Source organism: Candidatus Zixiibacteriota bacterium (assembly GCA_040756055.1).
GTDB lineage: Bacteria > Zixibacteria > MSB-5A5 > GN15 > FEB-12.
In genome coordinates, this window is sequence record JBFLZR010000006.1 from 107,330 (window position 1) to 131,809 (window position 24,480).

A 24,480-nucleotide genomic window follows, 5' to 3' on the forward strand; every position below is an offset into this window, starting at 1 on the left:
GATTATTAATGGCTGTCACCGGTTGCCGGTTAAGGCGCCGGATGTCATCAGCAATTACCGGACTACTTCCACAGTCGGTCACCTCCACACAATACTATAGATGGTTGCTTCCATTTTCTCCTTGGCCTCATCTTTCTTCCACTGAATCGCGACGGAGCGCGGACTTTTCAGTTCCGTCGTCTGAGTGCGGAAGAACCTTCGACAGAGAGATTAGATCAACCTTGGCGCCACACATGGCGCCTTGCCGGGCGAAAGGAAGAGCACTCGGATGGCTGTCAACCCAACGACGCCCAAATATCTTACACCGCAAACTACCGCGGTCGGGAGGCTGCGTCCACATGGTAGGAGGACCAGGTCCGCCCGATCTCGTCGTCAATCCCGTTTCGCGCTCCAAAATGGCGGGCGGGTTGTCAATTCTTTTGTCTGTCCGCCACGAAGCGGGCGGATAAAACTTCACCCTAAATTCGCCTGCGCGACAATTACGGAAAGGAGGTCACCCGGTCGCAGGTCCTTCAGGGGATGGAACAACGCAACTCGGTAGTACCTCACTGATGACATTCGGGGGCAGGTTGTCATGAGAACTGCTGTGGAGGAACAGACAGCAAAACGCAAGGGTAGGAGAACAACCGTGATAAGTTTTCACGAGATCAAAGTAGTGCTTGAGCGGATGGCTGTGATGAGCGCGTACATTTCCAAGCTCGACAACGTCCTGCCTCAAGTGATGCAGCTTGCCGAAAAGATCAGTTGTCTCGATGAAGACCTGACCCTGCAACGTGACAAAATGACCGCCAAAATGAGGTCAGTGGAAATTCTGGGTGAAATCCTCAAAACCCAGCTTTACCAGAGCGCTCACGATTACGGTTCCAGCGGAGTGTCAGGCAAAGACGGCGCAGTAACTGAAGACATCACGACCGCGCCCTTAGGAATTAAAATGGGCGACCAAACAAAGCCCTGCGACTCAGGCAGTGTTATGGATGAAGGCAGAGATGGATACCTGTCGTCGAACATCGATAGGAGTTCGCTAATACTGTAAGCTAAAGAAAAACTGGTCCGTCCGCAATCGGGACGGTCAGCAGAGAGCATCGGTTACCAAATGTGGCTTGCTTGTCGTGATCGACCTGGTGTCGCGCACGACCAGGGCACCCAAGAGAAGAGAGGATACCATGAATCAGCTTCACTTGACTATCGGCGTTCACGCCGATCCTCCACCGCAACCAAGAGGTCCCATAGGGGACGTGCAGCCGGTCCACAAGACCAGCGAAGCTCGCCGAGCTTACTTGAGAAGATACTATGAGGCCAACAAGGACAGGGCCAGAGAGTACCAGCGCCGCTATAACCTGATGCACAAAAAGAAAGCGCGCATGGTCGGTGGAGCCAGGGGCGGGCGTCGTCAGGAAATCAGGGAAACATTTAACGCGTCCGATATAATGCGATCGCCGACAGAAAAATCCCTCCGGATTATCCAGTCGATACTCAGAGGCGACAGGTATTTCACCATGTAGATGGTTCATGCGTTTTTGACCCGGGGCGAGGGCGATCCTGGTAAGCCTTTTTGCTCGCGAAGCGCCAGCAGGGGGGCGGACTTTATGTCCCCGGCCCGAATTTCCCATAGTCACCGTTCGCCACACCTCGAACGAGCGTTTTCGACGCACTTTGACAAAGTATTTTTCCGACGAATATCGCGGTTAAACGCGGGTATATATTTGGGTGATTGAAAGGCAACAATTGCCCTGTGTTACCGTAAAAGGAAATGGCACTTTTACCATTAACCGGCCTGAATTTAAAGGGTGAAATCACTGTGGGAAAAATCATTCTCTTGTCAGGAATCGTGTTCGTGGTGCTTTTGTGCGCCGGCCTTGAGGGCATCGGAGTGCTGGTGGGGCTCGTTGGCGGTCTTGTCGGACTCGTAGTCGGTGTCATCGGAGCGGTCTTTGGGCTCATAATGGGTTTTTTCGGTGTAATCGTCGGTCTGGTGACCGCCCTTACCGTTCTGGCGGTCCCATTGCTTATCGTGGTTCTGATAGTCGCCGGCGTTGGAGCCCTGATCAAGGCAGTCTAAATCATCTCATCTATTGGCCCGCATCAAAGGATTTATCGGGATACGGCGGCGCCTGAGGGACCTCTACCGGATTCAACCGAATCTGCTCGGTTAAGTACTCAATTGCCGCTTTCAGTTGAGCATCCTCGCCCTCAAAAGTGGCGTGCGGCAGGTTGTCTACCACGATATCCGGTTCAACCCCGTATCCCTCGATGAGCCACTCACCTTCCGGTCCGTAAACGCCGGACTCGGCAGCCGAAGCGATTCCTTTGTCGACCAGCAGGTTATTATATGACAGCCATATCTCGCCCCCCCACGTACGCGTGCCGATAATTTTGCCCAGCCCAAATCGCCGGATACCTTCCAAAAACAACTCTCCATCCGACGATGTCCACTCGTTACATAGCACCGCAATGTGGCCGTTGAACGCAAGCTGCATATTTGAGTAAGGGACCCCAATCCTCGACTGCCAGTAGGCCCATGATTTTCTGAGTAAGGTGGTGATAATCCAGCTGTCGATCTGACCGCCGTAATTGTGCCTCATGTCTATAATTAGCCCCTTGCGATTGAAAACCGGGTAGAAATCGCGAACCCACTGACCATAGTCGCTCGTCGCCGTCTCGCGCAGGTGGACATAGCCAATTTCATTGTAGCTCATGTCTTCTACTTCAAGCCGCCTCGTGTATTCCCAGTCGCGGTAGCGCAGGCCACGGGCCTCGTCAACGGATATTGGCTCCACGATAACATTACGTTCCTGTCGCGATTGAGGCGTCACGACCGTCAACAATACCTGTTTGCCGGCCATCCTGCGAAGAGGTTCCTCCAGACACGTAAACGACATGGTCGGCACACCGTTGACCTTCGTTATGACATCGCCAATGGAAACACCGACGTTGGGGTGGGCAAGTGGCGATAGAAACTCCGGCTGCTGCGGGTCGCTACGATAAATGTAATCCACCTTGAAACCGCCGGCCGCCTCGCTGCGAGTCGTTACTGCTCCCAGAAATGACGCAGCGATATCATCGGGTCCCGTTCTCACATCGCCGTCCCAGACATAAGTGTGTAGGGCCGATATTTCGCCGACCATTTGCCCCAGAAGGTCACTGAGTTCCCAGCGATCGGTAATGCGGCTGACCAGCGGAAGGTATTTGTCATGCATCTTAGCCCAGTCCACACCGTGCATGCCGGGGTCATAGAAGTAATCACGTTCCATGCGCCAGGCATCCGTGAACATCTGTCGCCATTCGTGGGCCGGATTAATCGAAAATGCCCAATCCGACAAGTCCAGCTTCGATTTGCCCAGGTCGAGATTGGATGTCCCCTGTGAGGAGGTTACGTAGAGATTTTTGTCTTTGCGGATCAACATCCGCTTGCCGTCTGCGGATAGCTCGAACGCGCCGACATCTTCCGCCAGCGTTTTGACTTCGGCATTATCGTTTTTCATCTCGATAGTATTCAGGCGGCGTTTGCCGCGCGATGTATTATCCCATGAAAGCCAGTAGAGTTGCTCGTCGTTTACCTGCAGGCTCGAGTAATTCCCGGCGGGTACGGGCGTCTCCATCACACGCTCGAGAATCCCATCGAAGTCTATCGTGACTCCCCCCGCCGAATCTGACCTGCCTTTGTCGGCTTCCGGTTCGGTTTGTTTCGGCGTTAGCTCGTTATCCGCCTCAAACGGTGAGCGAAGTCCTTTTGTTAGAGGCAGCATATAGATCTTCGTCATCTGATCGATCAGCGGGAAGGGCTGGTTGAGGTCCCAGACATTGGCGACAATCGTGTTGAAGTCTCGATCCGACAGGAAGTAAAGCCACTTGCCGTCGGGACTCCAGGCCGGGTCGTGGTCGAGGAAACGATCCGTGGTCACGGGGATCGTTTTTTTTCCTTCTATATCGTAAACAAAAATCTGTCCGAGGAAATTATGCGCGCCTTTGACAAAAGCGAGATAGCGGCTGTCGGGCGACCACACGATACCTGAATATTCCGCGGTGATGGAGCTGTCCACAAGAATTGTTGCCCCGCGCTCGATATCATGAATCCACAGTTTCTGAGCCTTATCGTCGAAGGCGAGGAGTTTTCCGTCAGGCGACGGGATACCGTCGAATCTGAACACCGTGCCGTCGCTTGTTATTTGCTTCGGCGCCCCCAACCCGTTGGCGGCCATACTCCAGAACTCGAGCTCGCCCGAGGCGTCATTTAACGCCACAACAGTTTTGCCATCCGGCATAAATCTGGCGCTGCGATAGCGGATGCTGCTCTCGTGAGTGGCCTCGACCAGTCTTCCTGCCTTGCGGGGTACCACGAAGACGGCACCTCTGGCGGTCATTACAACGTGCTCGCCGTCAGGGGAAAGGTGAGCCGCTGTCAGATAATCCAGAGGTTCATCAATCCACCTTTCGCGCATCTGGTCAAAGTCGGATGCCAGCGTTATGTCCAGCTTGCGGTCAATACCATCGGCAATCGTATACCGGTGAATGTCCGCTCCCAATTGATAGACTACTCTGCCATTGGACAAGGAGGCCGATTGTATGTCCCAGCCGACGTGTTGCGTGTGCTGTTTGAGGCCACCGCCGCTGCTATCCATGGACCAGATGTTCATGGTGCCGTCGCGGTCACTGAGAAAATATAACCTTCCCTCATACCACATGGGATTGGCGCTCGTTCCCGGGTAATCGGCTGTCAGCGCAATAGCTTCCGGCTGGTCCGCGGAAAACTTCCAGAGATTCTGAGCCGTGCCGCCTTTGTAGCGCTTAACATAACTTCCCTGAAACGGTAACCGCGTAAAATAAAGTGTCTGCTCGCTGTCATCGTAACAACCCTGAGCCGCTTGACTCAGGGGAATAAGCTCATGCTGCCGAGTCGCGATGTCTACTTCTATCAACTGTCGGTTGGGCAGGGTCGAGTAGTTGAGGGTCACGCACAGGACCTTTCCCGATGGTGACCAGCCGGCGACCTCGGCCCGTCGGCCGAAATAGGTCAGACGGGCAGGAAGTCCCCCTGCCAGAGGCATCACGAACACATCATTCACGCCTTCGTACCTCCCCGCGAATGCCACCATCCGACCGTCCGGCGATATCGACGGTTGGGTTTCCAGCCCCGGATGCGTGGTCAGGCGCTGTGCCACTCCGCCCTCGGCACCGACCTTCCACAGATCGCCTTCGGCCACGAAGACGATAGTCTCGTTGTGAATGGCCGGCTGACGGTAATATCCGACGCGAGTTTGGGCGGCGCTCTCGAACTCTTTAGCGGACACGGAAACCAGACCGCTAATTAATAGCGCTATTGTGTAACAAACGGCGAACAGTCTTTTCATGATTTTCCTCATATAGTTGGAGCCAATGGAGGCATTTGCTTCGGTATCAATTGTCGTATACGATGATACGGCCTTGAAGGTTTACAGTCAATTCCATTCTTCTCGATATATTTCAAGCAGTTAGCCGTCCTCAGGCTTTTCGTTGACAACTGGACAGACATCAATGATAATTCCAGCAGTTCTAATCACACAAGGAGGAGTGCTATGCTTAGCAGACGGATTCAATGGCTCGGCACCGTTGTGCTGACAATCGTCGTATTCACTGCAGCTGCGCCGGTTGTGGCTGATCAGTATATCAAACAGGTTACCATCACAGACCCTGTCTCGATTATGGGGCAGAACCAACCGGGTCGGTCTGACACTACCGTTGTCTGGATCGGTGATACCCGCTCATCCATGCAATCGCCCGGCAAACAGTGGGTCATTTATGATGCCACCGATAACATGCTCTACTTTGTAGATCACAACAAAAAGGCCTATTCCGAGATGTCGGCCGATATCGGTAAGGCTATGGAAGAGATGATGCCTTCCGAAGAAGGTGAAGGGGCCGACGAAGAGGCCGAAATGATGAAGGGGATGGCTCAAGCGATGATGGCTTCGATGGAAGTTACGGTTACCCCAACCGATGAAACAAAGAAAATCAAAGACTGGGATGCGAAGAAGTATGTTGTTGTGATGAAAATGCCTATGGGGACGACCACCACCGACGTTTGGGCCACTGACGACATAGACCTGGATTTCGAGATGTTCCAGAACGCAGCCAACGGCGCTATGGCTTTGATGCCGGGGTTCGAAAAAATGCGGCAGGAAATGCTCAAGATTCACGGGGTGACCGTGGAGAGCGTGACCGAAGCGAATATGATGGGGGCCGTTATTCGCAGTACGCTGGAAGTCCTTGAGTGGGAGCAGAAAGATGCTCCGGCGGGGACATATGACATTCCGGCGGACTACGAAAAAGTAGACCCAATGGAAATGCAGCCGGAGATGTAATCCGGCGCGAATGGCGGACATTATTATCCTTGACAAAAAGGACAAAAAAGTTATCTTATTGTTAAGTCCTCCCGGTACCGCCAGGGAGGACATTAGCACAAGAGGGAAAAGAACTTAGCCGTTTCTGGCGCCTCACTTCGCCAGGCTAAGAGCTTGGATGAGCAGCAGATAGTAAGCGTCAAACTAACCCGTATCATCAGAGTACATACCACATAGGTAATGGCTGTTTTTACATATTTTTCTGTTTGTTCGCAGAGAGATGAATGGGAATCCCAAACGATCTTAAGGAGGTGATTTGATGATCTTTTTAATCGACCCGACCATGGTTGGCAAGAAGTGCCCGAGCTATGAACCGCCGGTTTGCAGCCCGAAATATATTCCGCTCTACGGTATCGATCCGATTCTTCCGCCGGAGTGATGATTAAACTACAGGTAACCTGTCTTGCTTGGTTTTGAAGCGGACGGTTGCCCCGGATAACGATGTCGGATGTCGGCGAATGCCGGCCTCCGTTTATGGGGCGCGCCATACGCGCCCCATAATTTTCAGCCAAACTAATAGAAACTAAAAATGCCTAAGAAATCCCTTTATAACCACTTTCAGCGATTCAGCGAAGAGTATTACATAGCCTACAACGCCCGTTCCGGAGCCGTGGCGCTAATGACCCCCGAAAATTACGAGGTCTACGAAAGCTTGCTCGATAAGTTCGAGAATGGTCTCGAAGACCTCAGTGATGAGGAGCGGAAATTACTCAAGCAACTGGAATACGGCAAGTTCGTTTGCCCGGATGATTATGACGAACTGGCCGCGATAAAATTTGAACACAATATAGGTCGCTACAATATCTCTGAGCTCGGTCTTGTCATAGCCCCCACGATGGCGTGTAACATGGCCTGTGAATATTGCTATGAGCAGAACAAGAGTGGCCGCATGCAGCCGGAAATAGTGGAAAGCCTGGTGGAGTTTGTTAAGAAACGGGCCAAGGCACTTGGGAGTCTCAGTGTGACCTGGTACGGCGGAGAACCGCTTCTGGCCATGGATATCATAGAAGACCTGTCGTCGCGATTTATCGAATTCAGCAAGGAGTACCAGTTCCACTACACTGCCTCAATTGTGACAAACGGTTATCTGTTGACCCCGCAGACAGTCGATCGTCTTCGCGAGTTGAAAGTGGTCGGCGGACAGGTAACTCTCGATGGCCCCGCCGAACAACACAACACGAAACGGCCCCTGAAAAACGGCAAAGACAGTTTTTCCACGATTATCGAAAATTTGAAATACGCCATGACCCGTCTGGGAATTTCTATCCGGGTCAATATTGACAAGAGCTTTTCAGCTCAAACCATTCAACAGCTCTTGACGGAACTCAAGCAGGCCGGATTACATGAGCGAGTGCCGATCAATTTCGGACACCTGGAAGCGTCAACCGAAGTCTGCGCCAATATCGCCGAAGCCTGCTACGACAATACGAATTTCTCGGCGGTCGAGACTGATTATTATCGTCTGCTTCTGGCGAATGGCTTTATGATTCAAAAAATACCGTCGCCCACACCCGTCTGCTGCATGGCCCAAATTGTCAATTCATTTGTCGTTGACCCGCTCGGTGACCTGTACCGCTGCTGGAACTATGTGGGCAATCGCGAAAGGTGCATGGGGAATATCAAAGACGAAATCGACTTCCAGCACGCGAACTTCAGGAGACTGTTTAAAGTGGATCCTTTCGAAGAAGAAACTTGCCGCTCGTGCAATCTGCTTCCCATCTGCATGGGAGGATGCCCGAGTCGGAGGGCTGACCGTGGACTTTCAGGTGAACAGGTCTGCGAAAGCTGGAAATATAATCTGGAACCTATGTTGGAGATAATAGCGGCCTCGAAACAGCAAGAAATGGCGAGGTCGGCCAAGGAGCAATCATGAACGACTTCAAATTCTACCCCGCTGCCGTGGTATGGGAAGTAACTTTCGCCTGCAATATGCGCTGCCTTCACTGCGGAACTTCCGCCGGAACCCTGCGCCCCAAAGAGCTCACAACCGATGAAGCCTTTAAACTCGTCGACGAACTGCACAGCCTCGGATGCGCTTCGATAACGATATCGGGCGGCGAGCCGCTGCTTAGAAAAGACTGGCGCGAACTGGGAAGATACATAAAATCAAAGGGTATTGACCTGTATCTCATTACCAACGGCTACGCTGTCACTGAAGATATCGTTAAGGACTTCAAGGCGGTCGGTATCAGCAGTGTTGGCGTCAGTTTCGATGGTACCGAGAAAACGCACAACTATATTCGCCAGAACGACAAGAGCTACGAGCGGGCCTTAAACGCCATGAAACTGATGACGGCGGCAAATTTGCCCTGTCAGGCGGTTACGCAAGTTTCCAATTTGAATCTTAAAGAACTCGATGATATTCGCCAAATATTGATAGATGCAGGCTGTAAGCGCTGGAGAGTGCAAATGACCACCTGCACCGGTCGCATGCAGCGTGACCTCGTTCTCACTCTCGAAAACTACCCGGTGCTGATCGATAAGCTTCTTGAATTCTCCAAGGACTCCAGCCAGATCCAGGTCTTTGTCGGTGAAAATATCGGCTACTACGGCTGCAAGGGCGCGCAGTTGTGGGGGAAAGATCCCTACCTCGGTTGTTATGCGGGTACAAGGATAGCCGGCATCGAGTCCGATGGCAAAGTGAAAGGCTGCCTGTCGATGCCCGAACAGTTCGTCGAAGGTAACATTCGTGATTCATCCTTCACGGAAATTTGGAATGACCCGGATAATTTTCTATATAACCGCAAATTCACCCGCGAGACGGCTACCGGCGCGTGCCATGACTGCAGATACCTTCCGCTGTGCCGCGGTGGCTGTGCCACGACATCAGTATCGGCGACCGGTGAGAGAGCCAATAACCCTTACTGCATGTACCAGATAGAGCAGAAACAGGGAATTGAGCCGGTGGATGATGAACTCGTTTTGAGGTTGTTGGAAGATTTCCAGTAGCGCTGGCGTCAAACGACGGCTATACTATATAGATGATAAGTAACCTCCCCCGGGCAACAGGGTTCTATGCTTCCAGATAAAGCTGTATTGAAACGTCTGTGGGGCTATCTTCGCCCATACTGGCATCTCCAGGTTATAACCTTCCTGGTGATGATGGTCTTGGCGGTGCTGGCGCTGGCATTGCCGGCGGCCGTTCAGTACATGATCGATGACCTGATCCCCCATCTGACCGAAACGACTCAAAACGGTATCGACTGGACTCCGGCTCTGTGGTTCGGAGTTATTCTGATTGGTATATACTTTCTGCGGGTCGTCTTCTCGGCCATCCAAGATTACCTCGCCACGAGGATCGGAGCCTCCATAATTAACGACATGCGAACCGAGCTGTTTGCCCATCTCGAAACAGTTTCATTCCGGTTCTACCAGCAATACCAGATGGGGGAAATCATTTCGAGAATTCTCTCGGATGTTTCCAGAATCCAGAATCTTCTGGCGGTAACCATCCTCAGGTTTCTCCAGAATGTGCTGCTTCTCTTAGGTATTCTGGTCTATCTGCTTTTCGTTGACTGGAAACTCACTCTGGTTGCTCTGGCGCCGGTTCCCTTGACGATAGTCTTTTCCAATTACTTTGGAGTTAAGGCTCACGGAATTGCCAAACGGTTGCAGGAGACGATAGCATCTTTTCAAGGGCGGATTCAAGAATCGCTTGGCGGCCTCAGAACAGTGCGCGCTTTCGGACAGGAGAAAGCGGAGACCGGCAAAATGGTTGGCATCCTGGAGCGCCTGTGGGGCCTTTATATCAAAAACGCCGTCGTCAATTCTTTGTCCTACAACTTTGTCTACTTCCTGAACATGCTCGGCCCCGTGATTGTCCTCGCCTGGGGTACCTACCTGATTGCCGTGGGGAGTATGAAGCTGGGCGCCCTGATGGCGTTTTACATGCTGTTGGCCTATCTGTATGGTCCGGTCCAGGACCTTGCCGCGATAAATGTCAACGTACAGTCGGCGATGGCTTCGGTCAATCGCGTATTCGAATACCTCGACCTGCCTTCGGCGGTTACGCAGCCCTCGCAGCCGGTAATCCTCAAAGACGTGCGCGGCGCTATTCGCCTTGACAACGTGAGCTACCGGCACGATGGTTCCGGGTTCACTATCGAGAATCTCTCGCTCGAGATAGGCTCCGGAGAAACAGTAGCCATTGTCGGACCGTCGGGCGCGGGGAAAACCACGCTGATAAATCTTATAATGCGTTTTTTCGACCCGGATAGCGGTATCGTGACGCTCGATGGCGTCGATTTGAAGCAAATCGACCTCAAGGCCCTCCGCGGTTACATGAGCCTGGTCGATCAGGATCCGCTGCTGTTTAAGATGTCCATCCGTGATAATATCGCCTACGCTGACCAGAACGCCACAATGGAGATGGTTGAGAAGGCCGCGAGGATAGCCAATATCCATGATTTTGTCGTCAGTCAGAAGAAAGGCTATGATACGGAAATAGGCGAGAGGGGCGTGACTGTATCAGGCGGCGAAAAACAGCGCCTGTGCCTCGCCCGTGCTGTCCTGAATGACCCGCCGATTATATTGCTCGATGAGGCTACTTCGTCGCTCGATTCCAAATCCGAAGAGTTGATTCAGCAGGCCCTGAGCCAGCTTCTTAAGAGGAAAACCGCCGTGATTGTGGCCCATCGTCTGGCCACCGTCCGCCACGCCGACCGCATAGTCGTGATGGACAACGGCCGGATTGTTGATCAGGGAACGCACGATGGTCTGATGGTTTCCTCGATTTTATACCGCGAACTCGCCAGCAAGCAATTGCTGTTGTAGAGCCATTGCCCTCGAATATTTCTTGGATTTCTCAAATGTCTGCTGACCGACAGACTGACCAGTTCGACTGAGCAGCTATGGCGAGCGATAGTTAAGTGTCGTTATATCAACGCCTTACGGCATGCATTCTGGACTATAGCAATCGCTAACAAAATCAAGAAAAAGTTGACAACAGGACAAAATTTGTTATTTTATTCACAAGGACGAATCAAATAAAACAAGGAAGACCTAAACACACCATGAATAACCGCCCGTCTTCGTCAATTCTTGCCCTCATCCTGATTCTTACTCTGACCTCTCAAGTTTGGCCCCAACAGGCCGATTCCACCGATGTAAGCGAGCAGCAAGAATATTTCATAATCGAATCCCGCCACCGACTTTATCCCGATTTTGTGCAAATCGATACTGTCGGAATGGACCAACCGTTTTATATTGGGGAAGATGAGTGGAAGGCCGCTGTAGTTGGCTTCAATCCGCATCTGGGCATAACCCAGAAAGGTGAGGCCCTGCAAATGTCCGACACTCTGTACAATCCCGCAGTGAGAGTCCGGGTTTCGGTTGATGATGAGATAAAGCAGGAAAGCTGGGGGTTCTATGTGCTGTCGTCACCGCATTTCAAACGTGACGATCTTCTGGCTTTCAAGCTTGTGGACTTCAAAGTAAGTGATAAATACGTCGAGGCGCCAGCCAGAAAGTGAGAGGTAGTTGTGCGGCGAACACTTGTCACATACAGCATAGCGATCAGCTTTACATTAATAACCATAGCGGCCTTCGCACCATCGGCCTTCGCAGCGAAAACCTGCTACGACTGCCACACCAAGGAGAAAGAAATTTACTCCAAGGTCAAGTTTGCGCACCAGCCGGTCAAAGACGAAAACTGCGAAAGCTGCCACAAACGTCACGGTTTCGCGCAGAAGCTGATTCTTCAGGATGCCACCTCCGAACTGTGCTACAAGTGTCACGCCGATTTGAAAGAAAAATACAGCCAGGGAAGTGTCCACTTCCCGGTAGCCTCGGGCAAATGCTGGGATTGTCATGACCCGCACGGTTCCAATGAAGCCGCCATGCTGTGGGAACCATCGCCGGACACGCCGGTGGAGCACTTCTGCCTGATGTGTCATCAGGACAACATGGACGCCGCCCGCCAGAAGGAATTCATCCACGCTCCATACGATGGACTGGAGTGCCTGACCTGCCACGCCGCTCACAACAGTTCTAATCCGGGTCTTCTTGTCGCCGATATATTTGCCGTATGCGGGTCGTGTCATGACCAGTCCGATGAGACCTGGGCCGCGGTGCATAAAGAGCGCAACGCCGGGGGGCTGCCGTGCAGCGACTGTCACGACGCTCACGCTTCGAACGGCGAAGGGTTGCTTAACGATGACGCCCATGCCCCGTTTGCCGGCGGGGATTGCGAAATTTGCCACAGTTTACCGGATGCCAACGGAAAAGTGGCTTTTGAAGAAGGTGCTTCTCCCGGTGGATTGTGCGCCGCGTGTCATGACGATATCATCGAAAACCTTTCCAAATCTCATCCGCATCCTGCTGTGGAGGCGGACAACTGCGATAATTGCCACAGTCCTCACTCATCACGTTTTGGCAGTCTTCTGAGGGACAGCCAGGGAGCTATTTGCGGCGAGTGCCACGATGGTGTGCTGACCGGCGAAGGCCAAAAGCCGCACATGCCGGTGGTGACGGGAGATTGCAGCGGCTGTCATGAAGTGCACGGTTCAGACAACGCTGCTCTTGTGAAGGCGGATGATGCCACTCTGTGTCTTGGCTGTCATAAGGATTTTGCGCAGTCGCGCGATGCCGCCGCCAACGTTCACGCGGCTCTGGATGACTGTCTGGGTTGTCACAAACCGCACGAGGGTATTGCTGAGAAGCTCCTCAGGGCTCCCGTCGTGGAATTGTGCGCCGGGTGCCACGAACCCGACCGCGAGGCCCTCAATGCGGCATCGGGGCACCAGCCTTACATGACCGGCGAGTGTTCCGATTGCCACCTACCGCACTTCAGCGATACGCCTCATCTGGTTCGCGGTGAAGGCGCCGCCCCGTGTCTGGTCTGCCACGTCGATATCGAAAAGCGGCTCAGTATGGATGTCCCGCACGCTCCGGCGGTTGATGAGTGCCAGGGTTGCCATGTGCCTCATTACAGCAAGGATAATCTGCATCTGCTGTCAGCGAGACCCAATGAACTCTGCTCATCCTGTCACGATTATGAAAGCCTCGATCTCCAGAAAGAATTTGTACACACTCCAGCCGCGCAGGGAGATTGCGCTGGATGTCATAACCCGCACGGCGGCAACCAGCCAAAGCTCGTCACGGGTAGAATGACGAAAGTCGACGTTGGCGGTCTGATGGTCGGGCAACTTCCTAAACTCAGCGGCATTTCCGCCGACCTGTGCTACACCTGTCACGATGATCTGAAGGAAGAGTTTCGCAGACAGAACGCTCACGCTCCAGTAGCGCAGGGTGAGTGTGATGCCTGCCACGCCGCTCACGGGTCGGATAACGTCGGCTTCGTAGTCGCGGCCGCGCCGGATCTTTGTGTCACCTGTCACGATGTCGATGATGCCCTGACGACAGCGCACGATGGATACGATATCACCACTGCCGATTGTCTGGAATGCCACAATCCGCACATCAGCGATCAGCCCAAGCTGGTCCGCAATACGCTTCATCCGCCGTTCGCCGACAATGACTGTGGCAGTTGCCATGAGATTGGTCCCGATGGCAAGGCGGTTCTGATTGCTTCGGCCATAGAGCTGTGCAGCGCCTGCCATGAGACAGTGACGGAATCCGCTGAACTTGAGCATCAACACGCTCCTTTTGCGGGTGAAGAGTGCGGCGCCTGTCATAGTCTGCACGCCGCCGATTACGCCGGTCTGCTCAGGTTTGAAGGAAGCAGTCTCTGTATGACCTGTCACGAAAATATTAAAGACCAGCAACAACTGTCGGTCAGCCACCGTCCTTTTGAAGAAGGTCAGTGTCTGGAATGTCACCGTCCGCACGCATCGGCTTATCCGGGCCTGACAACCAAGCCGGCGGAAAGTTTCTGCGTCTCGTGTCACGAGGACATCAATCGTCAGATTACCGAAGGCGCCCCGCACGCGCCGGTTGCCGATGGCGACTGCGGTGCCTGCCATGTGCCTCACGCCGGCAATCAGTCCGCGCTGCTGACAACATCGAAGGTAGAACTGTGCGGGCAATGTCACGATCTTACGGACCGCGATTTGCGCACGGCTCACAAGGGATTCAGCCTTGAGGGTGTCGATTGTCAAAACTGTCACGCCGCCCACGCCGGACCGGCCGGTTCTAAAGGACTGTTGCTGCCGGATGTGCACGTTCCGTTCGCCGATGGCGACTGTACTTCATGTCACGATGGTATGAAGGCGCATCAGTTGATCGCGCCGGTCAATCGAGTTTGTTTTGCCTGTCACGAGGACTTCCTGGAGAGCACGGCTAATGCGGTCGTTCACGCTCCTTTGCAAAGGGAAGATGGCTGCGTTGAGTGTCACGGGCCGCACGTTGGATATGGCTCGAAGCTTCTGTTAAAAGAGGGTATTTCGCTGTGCTTATCGTGTCACGACGATAACGAATTCAAGGGCAAGAATAAACACGCCGTAGCTTTTGAGGATTGCGGCAACTGCCATCAGCCCCACACCAGCGCCAATTCCGGTTTACTGGCCACAGCCGACATCATGGAGCTGTGCCTGACCTGCCACGAAGGCGCTGTGGAGACGCATTATCACCCGATGGGTGTCGGCGTAACGGATCCGAGAACAAAGGAACCACTGAATTGTGTCGGCTGCCATTCGCCGCATTCGTCCGATTACACGGCGATACTGGTGGCCGAAAAAGATAGAAAGCTGTGTATCATTTGTCACACGGTGTCTCGATAAGGGCTAGGGAGAACACTGCGTACAAGATAGCAACTTATTTCTCCGGCCTTCTGGTATTACTCGCCGGTATGTTTTCGGGTGGTGGCGCATCGATAGCCTCCGCCCAGACTATAACAGGCGACTACAGTGTCATTGGCGGGCGGTACAAGCTTGACCGACCGTCGGCCATGGCGGTCTCACCCAACGGCGAAAAAATTGCCATCAGCGATCTCGCCACCAATCGAATAATCATTATTGATCTCGAAGGCCGCCTGCTGTGGACAGTGGGCGAGCAGATTCGGCTGGAGCAACCGGCGGCTGTCTGTTTCGAATCCGACACACGTCTGCTGTTTACCCAGGCTAACCACCCAATCGTTTATGGCGTGGACGAATACAATGCCGCCGTAATCGATACCGTCAAGAATCTCTCGGGCGCGTTCGATAATCTTACGATTGATCAGATAATCCGTGAACCAGCCGGCACCTACCTTATCCTCGACCAGAGTGCCGCACGCCTGTATCGGTTTGACTCTGAATGGGAGGGCCCAGAGATTGTCGTTCGCGACGGTTCAGGTAAGGGGCTCCTGCTCGCGCCATCATACATAGCCACTACCACATCGGGCGAACTCGTAATCGCCGATTCCAAGAACTTCCCGGTGCAGGTATTCGCTTCCGACGGTAAATTTCTCTATCAATGCGGTTGGAACCAGCCATCCCAGCAGAGAGGCTGGGAAGCGGTTTGCGCAGCAGTCGATTCCCGGGGGTTCATATGGGCGGCCGACAAAACCAACAGCCAGTACCGCATATTCGACCAGACCGGCACAGAACTGAGCAAGGTGCCGTTTGACAACAGCGCGGTCAGCCCGATTGCCATGGTGGGGACAATCGATAACCGGATGGCCGTACTCGAAGAAACCGGCAGACTGATTTTTTACACCCTGCAGTAAAGGCGTATATGAAGATTCGTATAACGATAATGTTGATTCTACTGGCGGCGGCAGGCGTTGTTCAAGCAGGCAATTGGCACGTTGAGCCGAACCTGCGGTGTCAGGATTGCCACATCCAGCATGCTTCCAAAGAAGGCGAGCCGCTGCCGGGCGGTCCATTCTCCACGCTTCTTCTGAAAAATACCGTAAACGAGTTGTGCCTTTCGTGCCACGATGGTACCGATCCGACGGCGCCCGATATTCAACAACCGGTACAGATGTATGATGCCTCTCTGTCGGGGCAAAGCGCCGGCGGTCATTTCGACCTGATTGGTGTCGATAATATCATGGGTCACAATCTGGCGCTGGGCTCCATTGTTCCTCTTCAAACGGAGGCCCTGTTCGTGGAACTGAATTGCGCGAATTGCCATGCTCCGCACGGCAACAGCAACTACCGCAACCTGCTTTTCGACCCGGCCGGTGTTGGCGACTCGCTGATATTGACGGAGAACGTCGATCTGTTCACGGAATTTCCGCCCGACATCCCTCCTACGACAAGCGGCTCGGCCACAGCCTATAGCCGCGACAATGTCGGCTATAAGCAAGCTTACTCGGCCTGGTGCGCGTCCTGCCACAACCAGCTGGCAACAAACAGCGTGGCTTCACCTCCGGCCCATTTCAACAGTCATCCGATAAACGTGGCTATCAACGAATTTCCGGTCGATGGTCATACGGATGCCGCTCACTGGATTACCGGAAGCGGAGAAGGGTTTGCTGATAATGCCGCGGGGATTATCAGGGTTCCATTCGAGGTCCCCACTGCCACCGACTTTACCAGCGCGAGTCAGCCGGCGGAATCGAATAGAATATTCTGCGGAAGTTGCCACAAGGCCCACGGCGGCTCCAATGAGAAAGCGCTGTTGTGGTCATATCTCGAAGGTGATGTAGACTTTATCGCGGGGTGTCAACAATGCCACAACAAATAAATTACATCAGAGCATTGCGCTCAGCAGGCGCGGTCGCCCTGTTCGCCGCGATTGTGCTTGCAACCGCGGGGCAGATTGGAGCCGATGACAGCCGGTACCGTCAATCACCTCACGGCTCGGTAGATAACGGGGTGTTGCGGACGCCGGATTATCCGCAGGGCAGTTGTGCCCAGTGTCATGTAACCCATGACCCCGACAATACCTTTCCCTACGGTCTTTTCACTTTCAATTCGAATGAGCTGTGTTTCTCGGCTTCTTCCGGCGGCTGCCACGCCGACCAGCCTACCGGAGCGACAGCAGGCTATCCGGCGCAGGAATCCGACCGCTTACCGATAGGCTCCAGCGACCCCGGCTACTTTGAATTCAACAGTGGGGGCACCAGACTACCCGGTCTGGAGAATCGCGTGCGATGGCCCGGACGGGTCGTGTGGGAGAACAGTATGTTTTCGCCACACTATTTCGATCAGGATATGCCGGTCAAAGACTGGTTCGGCAACGGCTCGTGCGATAATTGTCACAACCCCCACGGCACACTCGCGCCACACGATATGCTGGACACGACTTATCGCGGCATCACCGGCTCGGAAGTCGGTCTGGAAGCTGAAAATTACGCGCTCTGTCTCGAGTGTCATCGCGTCGACGGACCGGTCGGTATGGATGATACCTCGCGGACAATCGCCTACTATTACGACAGGTCAATCAACCCCGGCGCCAGCAGCGGTCACGGCGTTACTACCGGTGGAGGGTATGTGTCTTCCGGGATGCGTCTGCCGTGCTATGATTGCCACAATCCGCATGGTTCTACGGGGTATGGCGGGATGGGCGGCAACAGATACCTGCTCAGTGACCAGAGGACCGGATGGTACGGGCTGACTGATATTCGCAACGACAACACCCAGGTGCGACGGTTCTGTTTTGGCTGTCACCCGTCATCCGACGGTGTCGCGCCGGCGGACGCGGTTGAAGGTCTGATGCTGCCGCCGCTGCCGGCATCGGTCGCCGAGCACGTCGCCAACTCGACCGAACATTGCTACGAGTGCCACGGACGCGATTATTCTTCGCCAACCGGCAACAACGTTCATAATCCCGGTATAGGTGGAAGTTGTGTGGCCTGTCACGCTACCGCGCGCGGCACTCGCCGTCCCGTGGTGGGAGAGTTCGCTCTTGAGGCACACCACGTCAACGCCATCGGTGTCACCGATTCCGTGACCAACAATGATTGCGGTGTCTGTCACATGGAGGGGATTGCGGTGACCGGCGATATCAACGGCGCTTACCATGCCAACGGCTTTGTTGAACTGCGTGACCCGGACAACGGGCAATCCCTTAATGGCTTCACGAGCTTTACGCGTGACCTCAACAGCGCTTTTCTGGAGAGCTGGGTGGTACAAGTACAGAATTCGTTCTGCCTGAAGTGCCATGACGATAATGGAGCCATGGCGGTTGAAGCGCGGGTGCCCGGCGGATCTTCTCTGGCACCGTTTTCGGACCCGGCCGCGACGGTCATCGATGTTTTCACCCAGTTTGACCCGCTCAACTCGTCGTATCATCCGGTGCGCGCTGTCGGCACTAATCCCTACACCGTGCCCGGCACGCAGAACAACTTTACCGCCACGATGCTGCCGCCTTTCAACCAGACAGCGGCGCACGATCTGATAAGTTGTTTCGATTGTCACGAAACAAGTGGTCACGGCAGCGCCAACAGTGGCATGCTTCTGACCGAGACATATTTCCGCGAACCGACTATCGGAACATTGTTTACGTCGGCTCAGAGGCAGTTCTGCGTTCGCTGTCACGACGAGACCTACTATGTCTTCAACTCGGAGAATGTCTCACGCTTCGCGGACCATGACCGCCGAGCCCATACCGATCCGGGCGGGGCCGGCCGAAACGGTCAGTCCTGCCGCGGATGTCATGCTGGGCGCTACGATACCGACCAGGATGCAACCTGCGACAATGGTTCGGGAATCGGTAAGATTCACGGCTCCAATTTTATCTTCCCATCCTGCTCCCCGACTCCCGCCGGTATGTCGAACGCCTTCATCTTCGGTGGTTATATCAATGGTTGGGAGCAGATCGATGCCACTACGAGCACCTGTTATGCCAACTGCCACCATCCGACAGGAGAGAGTTATTAATGTATCGGGTTGCCGTCTTCGCTCTTTCCATAATCTCCCTCGCGCTTTGCGATGAGCCAGCGTATGCCGGCAGGTTCTTCGGTAATGCCTCCCTGTCATACGAACACCTCAAACAACAAAATGGCGAGACAGCCGAGGACGATGTCACCCGCGAGACGGCCATTCTCAATTATGAGGACGTTCTCTTCTATAAAAACCACATCCGATTTACCGCCAATCTCCAGCGAAGAGAACAATCTTTCACGGGCTACCACGAATTTCAGCCCATCTACTATTTTGACTTGAAAAGCTATGGATATGCTTTCAATGCCCGGTATTCACCTTATAAGCGTCGCAGTTTCACGGCGGCCGTGACGGATTATGTCGATGTTTACTATCGGGACTGGCGTCTCACGGGGCAACTTGCGTACACCGACTATCCTACCCTCAATGTTGTTTACTCGCATCTGAAGAACTTCGACAAGGAAGACGAGCCGAAATTCGATGCTTTCAATCGCAACCTCGTCATGGAGAGTTCGTATTCAATCGACCCGCTTACGCTGCGGGCCAACTACAACAATCTGAGGCAGGTAAGTAATTTACCCGGGGGAAGGGATGTCACCACGCGGACCTATTCCGGTACAGTCGGTTTCAACCGGAATCTCATCGGGTTAGGATATGCCAGTGCGACCTACAATTACTACGATACGCGCCGCGAAAGCAATACCATACTCAGCCAGACTTCCTTCACTCACAGCTTCAACTCGCTGATTCTGTTGAATGCCTTAGACAACCTTTCTGTTAACCTGAGCTACTCCGGGCGTTTTCTCGAAGCGAAGCAGCAGGAGTCGGTGATAGAAAACGATAATCAGACCATGTCGGCCATCGCGGAGTTCTCGCCGACCGGTTACCTGAGCTTTCAGGCCGGAAAAGGCTACCAGAACAATCGGCAGAATGGCGACAACAACATTGTCGAGTATGTCAATCTCGGGGCGGTTTTGACTCGCTATTTTCGAAGCGGCGTTGATACCCGGCTCACCTATAATCGAACGATTTTTCAGCAATCCACGAGGCTGGTTCCGATTCTTGATACTTCGGGTCTGGTAATAAATACTGTCAACGATGGTGACTATATTCTGGATACCTATCAGGCGTCGCTCAATCTGTTTCCGCGCAAGTATATCAAGACATTTATCGATGTCTCACTGACTCACGACAGTGATCCGGTGGACCAGCAGCGTCGCTACCAGCTGACCCGCTCGCTCGACACGAGGCTCAATTTCTCGCGCCGTCTCGAAGGACGATTCCGAGTCACCGCGCTGTATATCGGCTCCGCGCTTCGCTTCAACAGTTCATTCTCTGAGAACTATAATGTCGGGCTTACTTACACGCCCCGCTCGAATCTCAATATGAACGCGACTTATATATATAGTGATTACAATAGTTCTGTAAGATCCAGCCAGAGTTCAGCGACCGGATATATCAGTTATACTTTTCGGCGGGCGTTTAATGTTTATCTTTCCGTAAACGAACAAAAGCAGACGAGGGAGATTTTCATCGCCGACGAGGCCCAGTATGAAACGACAGACATAAGGCCCCGCAACATAAACGGGCAGCTTCTGATGTACCTCTCACCGAAAGTGACGTTGTCGGTGGCCTACCTGCACAGCAGGACTCAAAACGCGCTGGGCCAAAAAATTGAAAACGAATCCATTCAAAGTGTGTTAAGTATACAGATATGAAGAAGCAGGTAATTCTATGTTAAGACCAAAGCTCATACTAATTTTCGGTTTGATAATGCTGCTGACCTCGTGCGGCGGTAACCGCATGTACGTAAATGACGAAGCCGACTTCGGTTTCTACACGCGCGTTGCCGTCATACCGTTCTCCAACCTGACTACCGATAAAAACGCCTCCGACAAGGTTACATCAAGCTTCGTGACGGAATTGCTCATCCTCAACAGCGTTTCGGTGGCGAATATGGGCGATGTCGAGAAGGTGGTCAAGACGGTGGTCAAGCAGGATATGGTGAACGCCGTTGATGAATTAACGAGCGAGCAGGCGATGGCGGTCGGGCAGCAGGCCCAGGTCGAAGGTGTCTTTGTGGGTGCGGTGAAGGAATTCACCATGGTGCGCTCGGGACAGGATGAGTTCCCGCTGGTGGCGGTGATCGTGCGATTCATCGACTGTCAAACCGGAAGAGTGGTCTGGAGTTATGAAACATCCCGCAAGGGCGGCCCCAAATTCCCCATCTTCTCCTTCGGAGAAACCCATACTCTGGGGGATATGACAACAAAGGTTTGCCGTGATGTTGCCCGGGCGTTCGGCGAAGTGTCGAGGTAACCATGTACAAGGTGCTGACACGAATCGTTTCGATCGGTCTGGTGCTGCTGCTGGCTGGATGTGCCGCCAACATGACAGCCAAGAAACGCATCGAAGAAAAGCTCCCCTCTTCTTCGCGGATAGCCGTGCTTCCGTTCGAGAACCTCAGCGGAAAAGAAAAGGCCGCCGAAAAACTGACCGACTACTTTCTCAGCGCCATGACCGCTAAGATGAGATTCGAGACCATTGAATTTGGAAAAGTCTACGAGAGCCTCAGGAAATTCAGGGTTCGGTCATCGTCGCTTCTTACCGACCTCCAAATCGACAGCCTGGCCGCCAGTCTGGACGCGGACCTGCTTCTCACCGGCTCGGCCATCGAATACGAAGAATACGACAACAATTATCTCGGCAAGGTCCCCGAAGTCTCGTTTAACTGCCGTCTGATTGACTGCAAAACCAAAAAGACCGTGTGGGTGGCCAACTCTAACGGGCGGGGTGATAAAGGAGAAATAGCTTTTGGTATCGGCGCGGTCAGGTCAGCCGACAATCTTGCCGGAAAGATGGTTGATGATGTGGTCAGTGAACTTTCTGGATTATTCGCGGATGACTAAACACACGACCATTCTGATCGCTGTCGTTCTCTGGCTGGTGTTGCTGTGCCTTTCCAGTAAGACTGTCGCGCAGGAATCTCCGCCACCTTTTGATTTTGATATCACCGCTGCCGCTTTCGATGATGGCTGGCAGAAACACCTTCGCAATCCCGGGGCACTCTTTTTCGACAGGTCCGCCGGCGAACTTTTCGTGGCCGATGCCGGAAACGGCCGGGTTGTAATCTACGACTCGCTGCTCAATCCAAAATATTCCTTTGAGCACTATGTCACCGAGAAACGTTCCGGAAATTTGGTCAAGGGCGAACCGCGCGATCTGGCTGTCAACGCCGTGGGCGAAATCATACTATCCGATAATTTCGCTGATTATCTCGACCTGCTCGACTTCCGGGGGAAATCTCTTCAAAAAATTTACCTGAACGCTGTCTATGGAGATACGACTCTTACGATCAAACCGGAGGGGTTGACAATTGACAAACAGGGGAACCTGTATGTCATCGCCTCCGGCGACATTGTCACGGTGATGGTTCTCAATGACTATTTTGAACTGGTCAGATCAATCGGCCAAAAGGGGGGAGGCCCATCCGACTTCAACACCCCTCTGGCCATTCAGGTCTGGCAGGACCGCGTATTTGTCACCGATTTGTACGCCGACCCCGCCGTTAAAGTGTTTGATACCATCGGTACGTTCCTTTATGGGTTCAGTGGTCACCAGATCGAGCGCGGCGACCTGTCCTTCCCCTCGGGAATAGAAATCCTGCCAATGGGTGATAGTGCTCTGCCGACCATATGGGTGACCGACGGCCTTCGGCAGGTGGTCAAAGTCTTCAACAATGACGGGGAGTTCCGTGAAATTGTGGGTGGATACGGCGTTAATGCCGGTGAATTCCGTTATCCGACCGATATAGTGGCCGCCGGGGACTCAGCTTTCTTCATCGTGGAACGAATAGGCAGTCGAATCCAACGTTTTGAGGCCAAATAAGTCCTGTTTATAGTGCGTATTTGTGTTAGATATAAAAAAGGGAATACGCACTAATGACAACTCGCTCCAGCCATAAAATTTCTCCGGAAAAAAGACACAAAGGACTTGACAAATAAGACCGTTTTACTTACCTTTTGAGAAATAAAGATACTTTTTTCACAAAGTGTACTAATAGATTACTTCGTTAGTTGGCAAGGACGCAGACATAATGGCAAAAAAGGGGCTACAAAAGGGCGGATTTCTTAAATTAGGGCTTGTGAAATTTCTCACATACTGTATGCCCTTCGATATGTCTCGCCAACCGAATCCTGGCCCTTCAGAAGATTGGAACACTGACCTCATTAATCATTATTCACTGAGTTTAACTTTTAAGAGCAAAGGTATGGAGGTAAAACTCATGAAGAAACTCATCCTGGTGGGAATCGCGGCTTTCGCGCTTCTTACCTCCAGTGCAATTGCCGGTGATTACCATACGGGTGCATCGCTCAATTGTGCTGAGTGCCACGTGATGCACTACAGTCAAACTCACGGGTACAATGGCAACGGCAGCGGCATAACTGTCGGTCTGGGTGCTTCGGGTCCGTATCACTTTTTGCTTCGTGACGAGATCAACAATCTCTGTTTGGCCTGTCACGACAATCAGTCGTTCGCTCCCGACGTACTGGCCGCCAATGGTGGCAACACCCCGACCAACGGTCGCCAGGCTGGCGCCTTGAACCGTGATAACACGGCTCCGTATTTCGATGCTACGGGTCATACCCTCGGTTCCACTGATGCTGCCCCGGGTGGCGTATTCAGCAACCCCGATGGTCTCAATTGTGTCGACTGCCATCAGCAGCATGGTTATGGTGGATTTATTGCCGCAGGCAACAATCCCTATCGTAACCTGCTCTACAGCGCCGGTGGAGTATCCGGTCCCGGTCTAAGCTATGCAGTTGGTACCAACGACCTCACGAAGGATATCTATGAGATATCGGCTGCCCTTGGTGGCGACCACTACGATATCCAGAACGTGTTCTTCAACGAGCCCGACCCGACCGGTTCGGCCTACGGCGCCTGGTGTCAGGGATGCCACACCGATTTCCATGGTTCATCGACCGATGCTAACATGAGAAATGTCGGCGCGGCTACCCAGACCGAGTGGTACCGTCACCCGACCGCCGACGCCAACATTGGTGCTATCACAGGTGGTCATTCCAGCACAGCCACATTCTCCGGCCATGCTTATCGCGTCCAGGTGATGAGCGCAACCGGCGATTGGGGTGATTGGGGAACGCCATGGACTGGCGCTCCGGCTGATTTAACTCCGAGTTGTATGTCCTGCCACAAGGCTCACGGTAACCAGAACGCTTTCGGCATTATCTGGGCAACCGGCGACGCCAACTGGGGCGAGGACGGCGATGGCACCCGGTTCCAGGAAGTCTGTAATCAGTGTCACGTACAAGGTGGTTAATATATAGCCCGAAATATCGGGTTATATATCCCTCACAGAGAGGAGAGCCCAA

At 53.3% G+C, this 24,480-nt stretch carries 19 protein-coding genes; 18 read left to right on the plus strand and 1 reads right to left on the minus strand.

From position 1 onward, the window contains the following. Positions 1-574: 574 nt before the first annotated feature. The 3 genes from AB1483_11965 to AB1483_11975 all read left to right on the plus strand — a co-directional run bounded on the left by AB1483_11965 (position 575) and on the right by AB1483_11975 (position 2,059). Entirely contained in the window at positions 575-1,033 is a 459-nt protein-coding gene (locus AB1483_11965; protein ID MEW6413165.1) for a hypothetical protein, read from the plus strand. A 130-nt stretch (positions 1,034-1,163) separates the two neighbouring features. Further along, positions 1,164-1,502, plus strand: a complete 339-nt coding sequence (locus tag AB1483_11970; GenBank protein MEW6413166.1) for a hypothetical protein — start codon at positions 1,164-1,166, stop codon at positions 1,500-1,502. Positions 1,503-1,798: 296 nt separating this feature from the next. Beyond that, positions 1,799-2,059, plus strand: a complete 261-nt coding sequence (locus tag AB1483_11975) for a hypothetical protein (GenBank protein ID MEW6413167.1) — start codon at positions 1,799-1,801, stop codon at positions 2,057-2,059. A 10-nt stretch (positions 2,060-2,069) separates the two neighbouring features. Here AB1483_11975 and AB1483_11980 read toward each other — a convergent pair whose 3' ends face one another. After that, positions 2,070-5,348 carry a S41 family peptidase gene (locus AB1483_11980; protein MEW6413168.1) on the minus strand — a complete coding sequence of 1,093 codons (3,279 nt, stop codon included), beginning with the start codon at positions 5,346-5,348 and terminating at the stop codon, positions 2,070-2,072. Positions 5,349-5,552: 204 nt separating this feature from the next. Here AB1483_11980 and AB1483_11985 point away from each other — a divergent pair, with 204 nt between their 5' ends. From AB1483_11985 to AB1483_12055, 15 genes are all read left to right on the plus strand, one after another. Continuing rightward, positions 5,553-6,338 carry a hypothetical protein gene (locus tag AB1483_11985; GenBank protein MEW6413169.1) on the plus strand — a complete coding sequence of 262 codons (786 nt, stop codon included), beginning with the start codon at positions 5,553-5,555 and terminating at the stop codon, positions 6,336-6,338. A gap of 295 nt (positions 6,339-6,633) precedes the next feature. Beyond that, a complete protein-coding gene (locus AB1483_11990) occupies positions 6,634-6,756 on the plus strand; it encodes a hypothetical protein (GenBank protein ID MEW6413170.1) in 123 nt (40 codons plus the stop codon). Between the two features lie 150 nt (positions 6,757-6,906). After that, complete coding sequence (locus AB1483_11995; GenBank protein ID MEW6413171.1) at positions 6,907-8,250, plus strand: SPASM domain-containing protein; 1,344 nt, start codon at positions 6,907-6,909, stop codon at positions 8,248-8,250. Beyond that, positions 8,247-9,326, plus strand: a complete 1,080-nt coding sequence (locus AB1483_12000; protein MEW6413172.1) for a radical SAM protein — start codon at positions 8,247-8,249, stop codon at positions 9,324-9,326. Before AB1483_11995 ends, AB1483_12000 begins: the two co-directional genes overlap by 4 nt. A 66-nt stretch (positions 9,327-9,392) precedes the next feature. Next, a complete protein-coding gene (locus tag AB1483_12005) occupies positions 9,393-11,150 on the plus strand; it encodes an ABC transporter ATP-binding protein (protein ID MEW6413173.1) in 1,758 nt (585 codons plus the stop codon). Positions 11,151-11,389: 239 nt separating this feature from the next. Further along, entirely contained in the window at positions 11,390-11,848 is a 459-nt protein-coding gene (locus AB1483_12010; protein ID MEW6413174.1) for a hypothetical protein, read from the plus strand. Between the two features lie 9 nt (positions 11,849-11,857). After that, entirely contained in the window at positions 11,858-15,055 is a 3,198-nt protein-coding gene (locus AB1483_12015) for a cytochrome c3 family protein (GenBank protein ID MEW6413175.1), read from the plus strand. Further along, on the plus strand, positions 15,025-15,981 hold the full coding sequence (locus AB1483_12020; GenBank protein ID MEW6413176.1) for a hypothetical protein: 957 nt from the start codon (positions 15,025-15,027) through the stop codon (positions 15,979-15,981). Before AB1483_12015 ends, AB1483_12020 begins: the two co-directional genes overlap by 31 nt. An 8-nt stretch (positions 15,982-15,989) precedes the next feature. Further along, positions 15,990-16,946, plus strand: a complete 957-nt coding sequence (locus tag AB1483_12025; GenBank protein MEW6413177.1) for a cytochrome c3 family protein — start codon at positions 15,990-15,992, stop codon at positions 16,944-16,946. Beyond that, complete coding sequence (locus AB1483_12030) at positions 16,931-19,084, plus strand: cytochrome c3 family protein (protein ID MEW6413178.1); 2,154 nt, start codon at positions 16,931-16,933, stop codon at positions 19,082-19,084. Before AB1483_12025 ends, AB1483_12030 begins: the two co-directional genes overlap by 16 nt. Beyond that, a complete protein-coding gene (locus AB1483_12035) occupies positions 19,084-20,805 on the plus strand; it encodes a hypothetical protein (protein ID MEW6413179.1) in 1,722 nt (573 codons plus the stop codon). The genes AB1483_12030 and AB1483_12035 overlap by 1 nt, the downstream gene beginning before the upstream one ends. A gap of 16 nt (positions 20,806-20,821) precedes the next feature. Next, positions 20,822-21,406: a hypothetical protein gene (locus tag AB1483_12040; GenBank protein MEW6413180.1), complete on the plus strand. Its 585-nt coding sequence runs from the start codon at positions 20,822-20,824 to the stop codon at positions 21,404-21,406. A 2-nt stretch (positions 21,407-21,408) separates the two neighbouring features. Continuing rightward, entirely contained in the window at positions 21,409-21,996 is a 588-nt protein-coding gene (locus tag AB1483_12045) for a hypothetical protein (GenBank protein MEW6413181.1), read from the plus strand. Beyond that, the gene (locus tag AB1483_12050) at positions 21,989-22,975 is read left to right on the plus strand and encodes an NHL repeat-containing protein (GenBank protein MEW6413182.1); all 987 of its coding nucleotides are present in this window, start codon (positions 21,989-21,991) and stop codon (positions 22,973-22,975) included. The genes AB1483_12045 and AB1483_12050 overlap by 8 nt, the downstream gene beginning before the upstream one ends. A 397-nt stretch (positions 22,976-23,372) precedes the next feature. Continuing rightward, complete coding sequence (locus AB1483_12055) at positions 23,373-24,428, plus strand: hypothetical protein (GenBank protein ID MEW6413183.1); 1,056 nt, start codon at positions 23,373-23,375, stop codon at positions 24,426-24,428. Positions 24,429-24,480 lie beyond the last annotated feature (52 nt).